The sequence below is a fragment of the Acinetobacter sp. YH12043 genome (genome assembly GCF_013419915.1).
In the GTDB taxonomy this organism is placed as follows: Bacteria; Pseudomonadota; Gammaproteobacteria; order Pseudomonadales; family Moraxellaceae; genus Acinetobacter.
The window spans coordinates 1-14,168 of the sequence record NZ_VOZD01000020.1; the positions used below are offsets into that span (position 1 = coordinate 1).

The 14,168-nt window shown below is 44.6% G+C and carries 15 protein-coding genes, 1 tRNA gene and 1 other RNA gene; 7 read left to right on the top strand and 10 right to left on the bottom strand.

All coding sequences use genetic code 11. The features are described from left to right. Positions 1 to 169 precede the first annotated feature (169 nt). Positions 170 to 751 carry a TetR/AcrR family transcriptional regulator gene (locus tag FTU01_RS10500; RefSeq protein WP_180069073.1) on the bottom strand — a complete coding sequence of 194 codons (582 nt, stop codon included), beginning with the start codon at positions 749 to 751 and terminating at the stop codon, positions 170 to 172. 137 nt (positions 752 to 888) lie between these two features. Here FTU01_RS10500 and FTU01_RS10505 point away from each other — a divergent pair, with 137 nt between their 5' ends. After that, positions 889 to 1,293: a RidA family protein gene (locus tag FTU01_RS10505; protein ID WP_180069071.1), complete on the top strand. Its 405-nt coding sequence runs from the start codon at positions 889 to 891 to the stop codon at positions 1,291 to 1,293. A 98-nt stretch (positions 1,294 to 1,391) separates the two neighbouring features. Beyond that, on the top strand, positions 1,392 to 2,018 hold the full coding sequence (locus FTU01_RS10510) for a CatB-related O-acetyltransferase (RefSeq protein WP_180139054.1): 627 nt from the start codon (positions 1,392 to 1,394) through the stop codon (positions 2,016 to 2,018). Here the strand turns inward: FTU01_RS10510 and FTU01_RS10515 are convergent. The 5 genes from FTU01_RS10515 to coaD all read right to left on the bottom strand — a co-directional run bounded on the left by FTU01_RS10515 (position 2,002) and on the right by coaD (position 4,156). Then, positions 2,002 to 2,793: a hypothetical protein gene (locus FTU01_RS10515; RefSeq protein WP_257233633.1), complete on the bottom strand. Its 792-nt coding sequence runs from the start codon at positions 2,791 to 2,793 to the stop codon at positions 2,002 to 2,004. The genes FTU01_RS10510 and FTU01_RS10515 overlap by 17 nt on opposite strands. Positions 2,794 to 2,846: 53 nt before the next feature. Next, positions 2,847 to 2,923: transfer RNA gene (locus FTU01_RS10520), tRNA-Met, on the bottom strand. Positions 2,924 to 2,995: 72 nt separating this feature from the next. Next, an RNA gene (gene rnpB, locus FTU01_RS10525) (RNase P RNA component class A) lies at positions 2,996 to 3,373 on the bottom strand. Positions 3,374 to 3,399: 26 nt separating this feature from the next. Then, positions 3,400 to 3,663: a YfhL family 4Fe-4S dicluster ferredoxin gene (locus FTU01_RS10530; RefSeq protein ID WP_034581081.1), complete on the bottom strand. Its 264-nt coding sequence runs from the start codon at positions 3,661 to 3,663 to the stop codon at positions 3,400 to 3,402. 1 nt (position 3,664) lies between these two features. Further along, entirely contained in the window at positions 3,665 to 4,156 is a 492-nt protein-coding gene (gene coaD / locus FTU01_RS10535) for a pantetheine-phosphate adenylyltransferase (RefSeq protein WP_004784820.1), read from the bottom strand. A 138-nt stretch (positions 4,157 to 4,294) separates the two neighbouring features. Between coaD and smpB the strand changes: the two genes are divergently transcribed. Next, positions 4,295 to 4,771, top strand: a complete 477-nt coding sequence (smpB, locus tag FTU01_RS10540) for an SsrA-binding protein SmpB (RefSeq protein ID WP_004784822.1) — start codon at positions 4,295 to 4,297, stop codon at positions 4,769 to 4,771. Between the two features lie 52 nt (positions 4,772 to 4,823). Here smpB and FTU01_RS10545 read toward each other — a convergent pair whose 3' ends face one another. The 3 genes from FTU01_RS10545 to rluD are packed head-to-tail and all read right to left on the bottom strand — an operon-like array spanning position 4,824 to position 7,259. After that, positions 4,824 to 5,384: a flavodoxin family protein gene (locus FTU01_RS10545; protein WP_159123468.1), complete on the bottom strand. Its 561-nt coding sequence runs from the start codon at positions 5,382 to 5,384 to the stop codon at positions 4,824 to 4,826. 40 nt (positions 5,385 to 5,424) lie between these two features. Continuing rightward, a complete protein-coding gene (gene pgeF / locus FTU01_RS10550) occupies positions 5,425 to 6,165 on the bottom strand; it encodes a peptidoglycan editing factor PgeF (protein ID WP_180002112.1) in 741 nt (246 codons plus the stop codon). Positions 6,166 to 6,206: 41 nt separating this feature from the next. After that, on the bottom strand, positions 6,207 to 7,259 hold the full coding sequence (gene rluD / locus FTU01_RS10555) for a 23S rRNA pseudouridine(1911/1915/1917) synthase RluD (RefSeq protein WP_004784827.1): 1,053 nt from the start codon (positions 7,257 to 7,259) through the stop codon (positions 6,207 to 6,209). A 71-nt stretch (positions 7,260 to 7,330) separates the two neighbouring features. On the opposite strand from rluD, the gene FTU01_RS10560 reads away from it, so the two are divergent. Next, positions 7,331 to 8,323: an outer membrane protein assembly factor BamD gene (locus FTU01_RS10560; protein ID WP_180139057.1), complete on the top strand. Its 993-nt coding sequence runs from the start codon at positions 7,331 to 7,333 to the stop codon at positions 8,321 to 8,323. 196 nt (positions 8,324 to 8,519) lie between these two features. After that, positions 8,520 to 10,424, top strand: coding sequence for a DNA primase (locus tag FTU01_RS10565; RefSeq protein ID WP_180139059.1), 1,905 nt, complete (start codon positions 8,520 to 8,522; stop codon positions 10,422 to 10,424). Positions 10,425 to 10,495: 71 nt separating this feature from the next. Here FTU01_RS10565 and hemA read toward each other — a convergent pair whose 3' ends face one another. Beyond that, the gene (gene hemA / locus FTU01_RS10570) at positions 10,496 to 11,779 is read right to left on the bottom strand and encodes a glutamyl-tRNA reductase (RefSeq protein WP_180016902.1); all 1,284 of its coding nucleotides are present in this window, start codon (positions 11,777 to 11,779) and stop codon (positions 10,496 to 10,498) included. A gap of 78 nt (positions 11,780 to 11,857) precedes the next feature. Between hemA and FTU01_RS10575 the strand changes: the two genes are divergently transcribed. Together FTU01_RS10575 and lolB are read left to right on the top strand one after the other, a co-directional pair. Next, positions 11,858 to 13,561 carry a tetratricopeptide repeat protein gene (locus tag FTU01_RS10575; RefSeq protein WP_159123462.1) on the top strand — a complete coding sequence of 568 codons (1,704 nt, stop codon included), beginning with the start codon at positions 11,858 to 11,860 and terminating at the stop codon, positions 13,559 to 13,561. Positions 13,562 to 13,577: 16 nt separating this feature from the next. Beyond that, entirely contained in the window at positions 13,578 to 14,156 is a 579-nt protein-coding gene (gene lolB / locus FTU01_RS10580) for a lipoprotein insertase outer membrane protein LolB (RefSeq protein WP_159123461.1), read from the top strand. Positions 14,157 to 14,168: the final 12 nt, after the last annotated feature.

Consider the following 14,168-nt stretch of genomic DNA (forward strand, 5'->3'; position numbering starts at 1 on the left):
TGATGGGAGAGAATGTTCAAGAGTGGATTCTAAATGTTCAGATAAAGACATAAAAAAATGAGCGTATTTACATACACTCATTTTTACTACATTTTACTAAAATTTGCTTAACTGACTGGCATTACTCAGATGAGGGGTTTTTTATTGAGCCTAGAAATTCCCATCGATTTTATTTTAAGAAGCCAGATGCCAAGGCTTCAAATGCCTGTAAAGCCTGAGGTAAGACCTGTGCAGGATCCTCACTAGAAGCGACCCACAGTGCTGCATTCATTGCTGCACCATTGAGCAAGACTGCCGCAGCAAGTGCATCGACTGGTTTCAATCTACCTTCAGCCAGTAACTGTTCTACGCATTCACGTGTCGACTGTAGGCATTTACTTTGACTTGGCCAGTGTGAGGGATCTCCTAATACTGCCGGACCATCGCGTAGCACAATCCGTTGAAACTCAGCATTTAATGCATGTTCGATATAGGTACGCCCTTCAAGCATTAATCCTTCCCACAGATCATCTGGCTGCTCCAGATGTTGCCCGGCATATTCAGCCATTTCTGAATCAATCTGATCGACCACGGCAGCAAATAAGCCCTTTTTATCACCAAAATGATGGTATAGCGCACCCCGGGTTAGCCCTGCTTCTGCCGTGAGCTTATCCATGGAAGTGTCTGTATAACCATATTCAGCAAATGCACGACGTGCCACTTCTATGAGTTTTTTGCGGGTTTCCGCCATTTTTTGTTCACGTACAGACATATATTGTTTCCATCAGCATTGTGAAAATTTTAATTGACATACGCATCGTATGTCAATTATGTTTACATACGTTACGTATGTGAAAATTTAAACAGCTTTCTAAAATACGTATAAATTAAAATTGAGCGAGAATTATCATGACTAGAACTGCAATATTTCCCCAAAATCGCCATGCTTTGTATGAACAGCATGGTTATTCTGCCGCAATCAAATCAGAAGATTTATTATTTGTTTCTGGTCAGGTTGGTAGCCGTGAAGATGGCAGTCCTGAACCTGACTTTGAGAAACAGGTAGAACGAGCTTTTGAAAACTTGGCTGCTACATTGGCAGCGGCTGGTTGTACTTTCGATGATATTGTCGATGTCACCACCTTTCACACCGATCCTGAACAGCAATTTGAGAGTATTATGAAAGTTAAAAACGAGATTTTTACGCAAAGGCCCTATCCGAATTGGACAGCTGTGGGGGTGACCTGGCTGGCAGGTTTTGACTTCGAAATCAAAGTCATTGCTCGTATTCCTCAATCCGCTAAGGCCATATAAAACTTAATCCTGATCAGGCCAGTTGTTGAATGGGATTGTTCTCCAGCTTAAAGATCAATTCGCTATAATGGCGTATTCCTTATTTTTGTATCCCGGTTATGGCTGAAAAGTTGATTAATTCCCCTGTGAACCATTGGTGTGAGTTCGAATTCATCTCGAAAACGGTGAAGAATCCAAATATTCATATTAAGGGCAATTACAGTTATTACTCAGCCTATTGGGATCAAGGTTTTGAGCGTTGTGTGGTGCGTTATCTGCATGATAAGCCAGCTACACCAGAGAAGCCGATTGACCAGCTTTATATCGGCAATTTCGTCTGTTTTGGCGCAGAATGCGTGATTATGATGGGTGGTAACCAGTTACACCGAACAGACTGGATTTCTGCGTTTCCATTCGATACACGTAGTTTTGTGCCTGCTGGCGACACAGTCATTGGCGATGGTTGCTGGATTGGCTCGCGCGCCATGATTATGCAAGGTGTAACACTTGGTGAAGGCGTGGTCGTTGCTACAGGTGCAGTCGTGACCAAAGATGTGCCACCTTATGCCATAGTTGGCGGCGTACCTGCGAAAATTATTAAATATCGCTTCCCTGAAGAAGATATTAAGAAACTACTTTCTCTAAAGCTCTATGACTTAGATGAAAAGCAGTTTTTAAAAATGCGTGAGCAGTTGCAAACGGATGATGTTAGATCACTGCTACATGCCTTTACTGCGCTTGAATAAAAGGGATTAACGTCAAACTCCGCTGTTTATATTCGTCGATTTTATTATTCTTAAGCCAGTTTATATTCAAATAACTTAGATGCCATTCATAATAAGCCAATCCTACATCTCTATAGCTGATCTTAAGTACGGTCTCCTTCTGATCATCACAATAATTATTCTTTTTATCTTTCATATCTTTGTAGCAGGAAAGTCGATTCTGGTATTCGTAAAAAGGTAAATGCTCGAAGACCAGTTTTGTCTTTCCTTTTGGAAGTAATTGAATAAACTGTGCATTCTGTTCACCTGCATCATTTGAAACCCAGCCATGAATTAAGGCAATAGCATAACTATGCCGATTGAGTGGGTATAAGGCAGGATATATAAATTCTATACCACTCTTATCCTCTTCAAGCGCATAAACCTGTTGATACCTGGTTAGATCCCAATAATCAACGATTTGATACTTTCCAAGATGTTTTGAAAGCTGAATCATTTGTAAATTTTCATTAATTAAATAATATTTTTCAGCTTCAGCAATTTTAACTACCCAAAGTTTTGCACCACTCTCATCACAACTAAGTTTTATTTTCTGACTAATTGATCGTATTTCTGCTTTGGAAATACTTTTTTCTTTAAAAGGAAGTGACTTAATTGAATCTGCAGCAAAAACAGGTAAAGCAATAAAGAAAATCAGAGTTGATAGCATTAAATTTTTAATCATCATACATATTCTTGTTATTTGTTTTATTTTAACTATTGTAAGGCTTTTTAGATTTTCCACCAACATCATCATCAAATATCAGACATAAAAAAACCCACTCAATCGGAGTGGGTTTTTTCAGAATATGGTGGCTATGACGAGACTTGAACTTGTGACCCCCGCATTATGAGTGCGGTGCTCTAACCAACTGAGCTACATAGCCTTAAACTGTGCGCGCATTATGGGTTTTTCTGTTTAGAACGTCAAGCCCATATTGTGCTGATTGATCAAAATTTGGTGAAGTGAGCCGATAAGCCGGGTTCTGTCGAGAACGATCATTCCTCTAGGCGTACAATCACTCATACGCTCAAGCGACCTACCCGGATCCAGCATGGGCCATGCCTAAAGGATCCCTATTTGGTCTTGCTTCCGGTGGGGTTTACCATGCCATGAACTGTTACCAGCCATGCGGTGCGCTCTTACCGCACCCTTTCACCCTTACCTCCGATTCCGATTGCTCAGAACCATAATGAAGGCGGTCTACTCTCTGCTGCACTTTCCGTCGGCTCACGCCGCCCAGGCGTTACCTGGCACCTTGCCCTATGAAGCCCGGACTTTCCTCCCCTGCTTCAATCACGGAGATCTCCACAGCAGCGATCGTCTGGCTCACTTCGAGCCGCATAGTACCAAATCTGGCGACTAATTGCTTGATGTTTTTTGAGCAGTCAGTTTTTCATACTTGGCCTGAAGCTCCTCACGGGTCTCGGCATGGTTCGGATCAAGCGGGATACAGTCCACAGGACAAAATAACTGGCACTGTGGTTTGTCGTGATGTCCGACGCATTCTGTACATAAGTCCGGGTTAATTTCATAGATGACGTCACCCATAAAAATTGCCTCATTCGGACAGACAGGTTCACAGACATCACAATTGATACATTCATCGGTGATATATAAAGACACTCTACCAACCTTGCTGAAGTTTACGCTCGAAGGCTTCAACCACGTTTGGCGGAACAAACTTGGTCACATCACCTCTTAAACGAGCAATTTCACGCACCAATGTGGATGAAATAAAAGAATATTGCTCTGAAGGGGTTAAAAATACCGCTTCAAAATGAGAATCCAGTTGACGGTTCATGTTGGCCAGCTGGAATTCATACTCAAAATCGGACACTGCACGTAAACCACGTAATACCGCTGTAGCATTCTGCTCGCGGAAGAAGTTCACCAGCAGGCCATCAAATCCTACAAATTCAACATTGTTCAAATGGCTTAATGACGTTTGGGCCAGTTCAACTCGTTCTTCCAGACTAAATACCGGGTTTTTGTGATGTCCGATTGCAATTGCAACTACAACTTCATCAAACATCTTTGCTGCGCGGGTCACCAAATCAATATGGCCATTGGTGATCGGATCAAAAGTTCCCGGATAAATTACACGAGTTTTAGTCATCCATTTGTACTCTGTTTATTGTGTAAGTTTCCATTTTAACAAAATCTTCATTTTTTAGTGAAGAAACTCCATCAATTTAAACACTTCAACTCAATAAAAGTTACGGTACAATAGCTACAACTTTGGAAGTGTCTGATTATGGCGAAAGCAACTGTAGTTAAAAAAAATAACGGCGGAACGATTGCTCTGAACAAACGTGCCCGTCACGATTATTTTATTGAAGAAAAATTTGAAGCTGGACTTTCCTTGCAAGGCTGGGAAGTAAAATCCCTGCGTGCCGGTCGTATGAGTATTGTGGAGAGCTATATCACCTTTAAAAATGGTGAAGCCTTCCTGTTCGGCGCACAGATTCAGCCTTTACTGAGTGCATCTACCCATGTTGTCCCTGAAGCGACGCGTACCCGTAAACTGCTGCTGAAACGCCGTGAAATTGAAAAACTCATGGGCGCGATCAACCAGAAAGGTTATTCCTGTGTACCACTGGCCTGTTACTGGAAAGGCCCACATGCCAAGCTGGAAATTGCGTTGGTAAAAGGTAAACAGTTACATGATAAACGTGCATCTGAAAAAGACCGTGACTGGCAACGTGATAAAGCGCGTATTTTCCATAAATAATGCCAGCAATAAAAAAACCTCCAATTGATGGAGGTTTTTTTTATGGATCGAATTAGGCTTTCAGATTCAGACGGGCCAGTGTCAAGGCAATATATTCACCAAACCAGATCGCGGTTTGTAAATCCCCTTCCGGTGGTGTCACTTCAACAGGCGCATTATCAGATTGGGTCATGAGACCCAGAAAGCTCGACATACGATTCAGATCGGTAGTGGCACGACCTGTCGGCATTAACGGTAGACCTGACCACAACATGCCATGTTGCATCGCAAACAGATTAATCTGCTGCAAGACAGCCAGCTTGTCCCCACTTAAGCCACCACCATTGGTAAAGGCTGCTGCCAGCTTGCCTTGCCAGCTACGTGCCAGCCAGCGCTTGGACGACTGCTCCATAAATAACTTCATGGCAGAAGTCAGACTACCCATATAGGTCGGACAGCCAAATACAATTGCATCGGCAGCGTCCAACACCTCCCAATCCACCTGTTCCACATTCATCATATGCACCTGGACACCAGTTTTTTGTGCGCCTTCGGCAATGAAGTTTGCCACTTTAGCCGTGTGTCCATAAGGACTGTGATAAACAATCGCAACAGATTGGGAAGATAGGGACATAACAATCAAAAACCAAGAATTTCAATCAAGTTTAACATTTTCATGCCATAAACACGAATGTTGCCATGCGTCCGGTTTTGGCTTCACGGCGATAGGAAAAGTATTCATCCGCCTGACGATATGAACACTGATCGCCACCTAAAACAGTCTCAACACCCTGCTGCTGTAAGATGTAACGCGCAATCGCATACAGATCCGCATAGTATTTTCCGGCCTGTTCCCCTGCCTGAAATGCACTGTCCAGTTCAGGATATTTGGAACAGAAAGCTTCTTTTACTTCTGAGCCAATTTCAAAACAAGGCTGGCTGATCGCTGCACCGAGCCACGCCCAGGTAGGCTTGGATTGCATCGCGGCAATGGTATTTTCAACGATACCGCCTGCCAGCCCACGCCAACCCGCATGCAGATTGGCTACTTCAGTGCCTTCAGCATTACCCAGTACCACAGGTAAGCAGTCTGCCGTCATCATCATCAAGGCATGGGCCTTGCGCTGTGTGACCAGGCCATCGCCGACCAATGCCTCGAAAGGCATCTGCTCATTGATGGTATGACAAATGGTGCTATGCGTCTGTGTCATCCAGGTAATTTTGTCCACACCAAAAGGCTGGAAGTCTTTCAACAGCTGGATGCGATGCTTCTGTACACGTGCAGCATCATCATTGACATGCAAAGCCAGGTTAAAGCCGGCCAGTTCTGGCTGGGCTGAAGGCTGTACCTGTTCATGATGAACACGGGTCTGACCCACATAAACGCCTTGAGGCAAACCTTGTACAAATTGCATGTCGCTTCCCTTTTTTTAATGACTGCTAATAGAATGAAAAATTAATAGGCCTTGTTTTCGCTACGCAGCACTTCAACCAGATTGGCGAAGTCTTCTGGCCACGGCGCATTAAAGGTCATTTCTTCTTTGGTACGTGGATGTTTCAGGCCTAGAGTCGCTGCATGCAGTGCCTGACGTTTAAAACCACGCAAGGTGTCATCCAGCAATTGCGAAGCACCGGCTGGCATACGCACACGTGGCATATAGACCTGATCACCCACCAGACCATAGCCCAGGTAGCTAAAGTGCACACGAATCTGGTGCGTACGACCGGTTTCCAGACGTGCCTGAATACGGGTGAAATGCTGGAAGCGTTCTTTCACATTGTAGTGCGTCACCGCTTCCTTACCGCCTGGCAGGACTGCCATTTTCACACGATCCACTGGATGACGTTTAATCGGTTCATCAATGGTACCGCCGGCAATGATGTTGCCATATACGATCAGGTCATACACACGGTAGACGGTCTTTTTCTCAAGCTGCTTGCTAAGCGCAAACTGCGCTTCCAGATTTTTAGCGACAACCAATAGACCACTGGTGTCTTTATCGATCCGGTGCACTAAACCTGCACGCGCCAGTTCAGAAGATTTCGGATAATGATGCAGCAAGGCATTAACCAGCGTACCGGTCATATTGCCTGCACCCGGATGCACCACCATGCCCACTGGTTTGTTAATGACAATAATGTCATCATCTTCATAGACGATATCCAGTGGAATATCTTCAGGCAGACTACGGGTTTGTGCCTCCAGTTCAACGTTTAAAGTCAGGGTTTCAAAACCGTCACTTTTAAATTTCGGCTTAACTGGTTGACCATTCACTAATAAATTGCCGTCTTTGATCCATTGCTTGAGCTTTTCTCGAGAAAAATCGCTCCAGACCATGGCCGCAATCTGGTCGATACGTTGCCCGATATAACTTTCATCCAATTGAAATTGCAACGATAAACGTGTTGCAGTTGCGTCTGAAGTATGGTTATCTGCATCCTCAGAATCTTCAAGTAAATTGAAATCAGTATCAGGGATATTAGAATTGGAAGATTGTGCTTGACTCATTTGCTCATTCAGACAAAAGTGGTTTAATAGTGCAATTGTAGCTCATTGCCCGTATTAACAGAGGAATTTTTATGTCGCTACCACATTATAAAATGACAATGCTTGCTGTGACGTTAGGCATTGCATCGGCAATGGTAGGCTGTAGCAGTAATCCAAAAAAAGAAGTCGTGGACAAAGGTCCAGAATCTAGCGAACAGGTTTATATCCAAAAAGCACAGAACGCGCTAGATCGCAAACAATATACTGATGCAGCAAAACAGCTCGAAGCACTGGAAACCTATTACCCAACCAGCCAGTATGCACCGCAGGCGCAACTGGAACTGCTGTATGTCAAATTCCAGCAAAAAGATTATGAAGGTGCTGTTGCACTGGCAGAACGCTTTATCCGTCTGAATCCGCAACATCCAAATGTCGACTATGCTTACTATGTCCGTGGCGTAGCGAATATGGAGCAGAACTATAATGGCCTGCTACGTTATACCTCACTAAAACAGTCACACCGTGATGTGAGCTACCTGAAAGTAGCTTACCAGAATTTTGTCGATTTCATTCGCCGCTATCCATCAAGCACCTATGCAGTAGACGCTGCACAACGTATGAAGTTTATCGGTCAGGAACTGGCAGAAAGCGAAATGAATGCGGCCCGTTTCAATATCAAGCGTAAAGCATATCTGGCTGCTGTTGAACGTGGTTTATGGGTAATTGAACACTATCCACAAACGCCACAGATTCCAGAAGCGCTGGCAACCGTTGCTTACGGCTATGACAAACTAGGTGATAAAGCCACAGCACAGCAATATATCGAAGTACTGAAACTGAACTATCCAGGTCTGGTGAATGCTGATGGTACTGTGAACCTGCGTGCAGCACGTAGTGAAGGCAGTTTCTTCAACCGTGCGACTTTGGGTATTTTCGGTAAAGAAGCCAAAACCGTGACCGATACGTCTAGCCAATCATCTGAAGACCAGTCAGAAAAACGCAGTCTGACCAATCGCATGACGTTTGGTTTACTCGATCGTCCTAAAACTAATGAAACTGAGCTACCTGAACCGACTGCTGAATAAGCCGGCTCTCGAAGGTGCAATTTCCTCAAGGGCAAGTTATCATACTTGCCCTTTTGCATTTTCTGAGCAATGCTTGAACAAATTGTGCAAACAGGTTATACCAATTAATTCATTTATAGCGTTGGATGAATCATCCTACTCTTAATTTTCAATGATTTAACACCTAAATAACGCAGCACGAGAAGCTTAGCAAACCATGGCCATTCCTCAGCATACGATTGATCAGATTCTCGATCGCACCGATATTGTCGATGTGATTGGTCAATACGTGAAACTAAAAAAAACTGGCCGTACCTATTCGGGCTGTTGCCCTTTCCATCAGGAAAAATCGCCTTCTTTCCACGTCTACCGTGACAAGCAGTATTTCCACTGCTTTGGCTGTCAGGCCAATGGTAATGCCATCCGCTTTTTAATGGATATTGGCAGCCGCAATTTCATTGAAGTGATGAAAGACCTGTCCAGCCAGACCGGAATTGAACTGCCTAAAGATAATAAAGATTCCAACCGCTTAAAATACAAACGCGAAGCCAAACCGAAACCGGTCACTGTACCACCAGCAAAAACTGCGGATACATCTATAAATCCAGCGCCTGAACAAAACGCTTATTTTGATCCATTTGCTGAAATTCAGGCGCCTGAAGCTGAATTTTATACAGATGATCCTTTTGCTGCTTTTGAGCAAATGCCTGCAGCAGAAGCACAAGCAGATGGCAACTTATACGACCTGCTGGAAAATATCGCGCAGTTTTATGAGCGTCAGCTACCCAACAGTCCAAGTGCCCAGCAATATTTTAAACAGCGTGGTCTGACCGCAGAAACGATTGCCTACTGGCGACTCGGTTATGCACCGGAAGACTGGCAACATCTGGAAAAAGCCTTCCCGCAGGATATTGAAGGTCTCAAACTTTTAGGTCTGATCCGTACCAGTGACAGTGGCCGGGATTTTGACCTGCTCCGTGATCGTGTCATCTTCCCGATTCGGGATAGTAAAGGCCGTGTGGTCGGCTTTGGTGGTCGTGCACTAAATGACGAAATTAAACCGAAATACATCAACTCACCAGATTCAGAAGTTTTCCATAAAAACCAGTTATTGTATGGCCTGTATGAAGGTCGCAAGCAGAAAGCTCAAGACTGGCTGATGGTGGAAGGCTATATGGATGTCATTGCCTTGCAGCAATATGGCATTCATGGTGCAGTGGCTACTTTGGGAACAGCAAGTAATACTGATCACCTAAATATTCTGTTCAAGCAGAATAACCGGATTACCATTGCTTTTGATGGTGATGCGGCTGGACAAAAAGCGGCACGCCGTACTCTGGAAATTGCTCTACCCTTACTAAACGATGGGCGTGAGCTAAAATTCTTTGTCCTGCCGAATGACCATGACCCAGACTCCCTGATTCGTCGTGAAGGCATTGAAAATTTCCGCCGTCTGCTGGATCAGGCACCGTTGCTCTCTGACTTTGTCTTTGCTCATCTCACCCAGAATCACGACATTGCAACGCCTGAAGGTAAAAGTCAGGTGATGGGAGAGCTACGTCAGCTAACCGAATTATTGCCAAAAGCTGGCTCATTCCGTTATCTACTACAGCAGTTCTTTCGGGAAAAACTCGGTTTTAGCCGCAAATGGCAACCCAAAGTCAATAATGACGCCTCTCTAAGCTTTAGCACCAAAATTGATGCCGAAGAGTATGTCATTGCGATTCTGTTGAATCATCCATATCTGTATATTCATTTTGAACCATTACGCGCACTGGTCAGTGAAGATCAGCTGTTGTTCAAGATTCTAAATATATTTAATGTGATTTTTGATGAATTGCCGGATGATCCGGAATTGTCGACCTATTATGTACTCGGTGCCTGTGCTGCACATCATCATGAGTTACAGCATATCCTGCAACATGCCAATGTCAGTGATTACACCTCTTCTCCTGAGCAGGCAGACAAACTGGCGGCAGACTTCTCGATCAAGCTGCAATATCAGTGTCTACAACACAAATTAAAATCGAAAAAGTTTAGTAGCATCGCGGAGATGAAAAATCTCAAGATGCGGATTTATGAAATTGATAAAAAACGTTCCATGACCTTACTCGAAGATTAAAAATCATGAAAATAAAAAAGGCGTTTATTTTAAACGCCTTTTAAATATCGGAAAGTTATCCCGACATCATCTTAATGTTTAACCTTACGGCGATGCTGAACCACGTCCTGCAAACTGTTCTGTAGCATTTCAAAATAGCTTGGATCTTCAGCTTTGGCAGCTTCACGCAGCATGATTGAGGTCGGATGCAGAAGTTTTTGGGTCAAACGATGCGAAAATTCGGCCAATACTGTTTCAGCACTTTCACCTTTAGCGATGCGTTGCATAGCGGTTGCCAGTTCTTCCTGACGTAAGCTTTCCCCATAATCCCGGTAAGCATGAATCGTACTACCCGCCTCACTCACCTTCTGCTGGGTGATCAACTCAGTCGCCAGTTGATTGACCATCACTTCCGCTTCGACCGCTGCCTGACGACGCTGCGCCAGGTTTTCATCAATCACGCTTTGCAGATCGTCCACGCCATAGAGATAAACTCCATCCAGCTTTTCAACTTTTGGATCAATATCACGCGGTACAGCCAGATCGACCAACAGCATCTGCTGGTAACGGCGCTTCTTTAAGGCAGCTTTGACATCCGGATAGTGAATGACTTGATGCAAACTACCGGTACAACTAGAAATCACATCTGCACGATGCAGGTTTGCTGCCAGTTGATCAAAGTCAATAATTTCTACATCTGCACGGTGGGCAATTTCCTGCGCCAGATTCTCTGCACGAGCACGAGTCCGGTTACAGATAATGATTTTTCCGACGCCCATTTCTGCCAGATGTTTGGCCACCAGACTGTTCATTTCCCCGGCGGCTACCACCATCACAGTCAACTGCTCAGGTCGGCTAAACACTTGCAATGCTAATTGCGCGACTGCATAACCCATTGAGACTGCATGACTGCCGACTGCTGTTTCCGAGCGCACACGCTTAGCTGCATAAAAGGCATATTCAAAGATACGATTCAGGTTTTGCGAAACGGTTTTAGATTCTTTGGCAAGAGAGAGTGCGGTTTTGACCTGTCCCAGAATCTGCGGTTCACCAAGCATCAGGGAGTCGAGACCACTGGCGACACGCATCAGATGAGTGACGGCTTGCGCATTCTGATAGCAATAAACATGATTCTGTAATTGCTTGGGATCAATACCATTGGTCTGGGCGAGCCAGTTTAGCACCATGTCGACATTGTCCGACATCGCGTAAACTTCGGTCCGGTTACATGTAGACACCACCACCATATCATTCAGTACAGGGTGCTGGCTTTGCTCGGCAAGTAAAATGCTTAACTTTTCAGGGTTAAAAGCAATCTTTTCGCGCAGCTCTACAGAGGCAGTTTGATGGTTGACACCCAATGCAAAGAAAGACATATCAGGTCATCATTTCACTAAATTTATGCTATTGTGCAACATCGGTGTCATAAAAAGCATTACTTGGATAAAGAAAAATTGCGTCTAACAACTAGCCGTATAAACGGCCCTACCATTAAGCAATATTCTACCACATTCTTGCTGGTGGTTAGCATGGCTTCAACTGCTCATCTTTATGCAGCAGAAGCAGTTTACCATGCAAATCAAAATTATGATGCGATAAAACAAAGTATGATAGCCGAGTTCGCACTCGCCTATCGCGATATTCCAAACGCTTTACACAACTATACTGTGCTGGCCATTAAAAGCAATTCCACTGCGGTTAAACAGCGCGCACTCAATATCGCCCTCGAACATGAAGACCTGAATGCAGCGCTGGATATTTCTACCCATTGGGTGGTTCAGGAGCCGCAGGATGTTCCGGCATTATTCTATCTGGCGCATATTGCTTTAAAAGCACATGAGTACGAACTGGCGGCAGAAACACTGGAAAAGATCCTGAAAATTGATGATAACGCCGATCTGGAAGAAATTCTGGCCGGGATTGCCCCGGATGAGCCGGATGACCGTGAATATTTAATTCAGGCTCTAAGTACTAGCAAAGCCAAAGACAATCCTTCGATTCTGGTTTTGGTCGCCGGTCTGGAGGCACAAAAAGGTCAGTTAGAGCAGGCTCTCAACACTATTAATCGCGCCTTAAAAAAACGTCCAAAGTCGACTGGTTATATCCTGATGAAAGCCAATCTGTTGGCGGCATTGGGTGATGATGCGGAAACGCTGAAATGGTACGAGAAAGCCAGTCGCAAACATCGCAATAACATGGATATACGTCTGGCTGAGGTTAAATACCTGATCAAGCTAAATGAAGCTGAAAAGGCCTTACAGAAACTAGAAACGATCCTGAAAAAATCACCACAACACGAAGAAGCACTGTTTATTGCCGGTCTGACCAGTATTGACCTGCAGCAATATGAACGAGCTGAAAAATACCTGGTTGAGCTCCGTTATTCGGCTCAGTACCAGAATGAAGCCTATTACTATCTGGCGGTCAATGCAGAACGCAAACAGCATTATGAAACCGCCAAGGCGTATTACCGCCTGGTGGATGGCAGCCTGTATACGGTCTCACGACGCAATATCATTGCGATCTTTGCCGAGCAGGATAAATTGCATGATGCACTGCGCTTTCTGACTCAGGAACGGGTCAATTATCCGCAACATGCCAGTTTCCTGTATCTGGCTCAAGCGGATATTCTGAAACGCATGAATAATAAGAACGCAGCGATCCGAATTCTGGAAGAAGCCAGCAAAAACCTGCCGGATGATCCGGAACTGGTCTATGCTCAAGTCTTGTTGTTAGATCCGCATGAAGATCGTGATCAACTGGATCAGTTGTTAAAAACCCTGCTTAAAATCGAACCGAATAGTCCAACCTATCTGAATGCTTATGCCTATACGCTGGCCCGTCAAAATCGCCGTCTGGATGAAGCACGGCGCTATGCTGAACAGGCACTGGAATACGCACCAGAACAGGCTTCTATTCTGGATACCTATGGCTATATCTGTTATTTGCAGAATGACTTTGCTACGGCTGCCCAAGTGCTGCTTAAAGCCTATGAACTGAATCCAAGTGCGAAAATTGGCGTCCGTTATGCACGTTCGCTTTATATGAAAGGTGATCTACAACAATTCCATCAAGTGTTACAACAATTACAACAAAACCATCCAAATGACCCAGAATTAAACCAACTTAATTCGCTATTGTTAGCACCACAATCCTGAACGAGTCCATTCTTTTATGCGCAACATAAGTACTTTAGGCTGCTGTTTCCTTGCTTCTACTGCCCTATTCATGAGTGGTTGTCAGCAGATGGTGCAGCAAAAAGCGCCTGTCACGCCATCGGTACAGGCTGAAAACCAGTTCCAGCTGCAAGGTAAAATCGGGGTACGTACACCTCAGCAAAGCGGTAGCGCCTTTTTTACCTGGGTTCAGCAGCAAGAAGAATTTGATATTGAACTAACTGGTATCTTAGGTGCCGGAAAAACCCAGATTTCAGGTACTCCTGGCCAAGTGACTTTGAATAGTGCCAAAACCGGCCTGATCAAGGCAGCAACGGCAGAAGAACTATTGCAACGTGCAACCGGCTGGCAAGCCCCGATTAGTCATTTAGTTGATTGGGTACAGGCACGTCCCGCGACTCAATCTGCCCAGATCCAGAAAGACAGCTCACAGCGTATCAGCCAGATTATTGAACAAGGCTGGACGGTAGATCTGAGTTATAACCAGCAGGCAACTGTTCCAAACCGCTTGATTTTAAAGCAGTCACTTGAGAATGGGGGTGAAAACCGTATTACAATGGTGATTCAAAACCGTTAACTGGTCTGACGC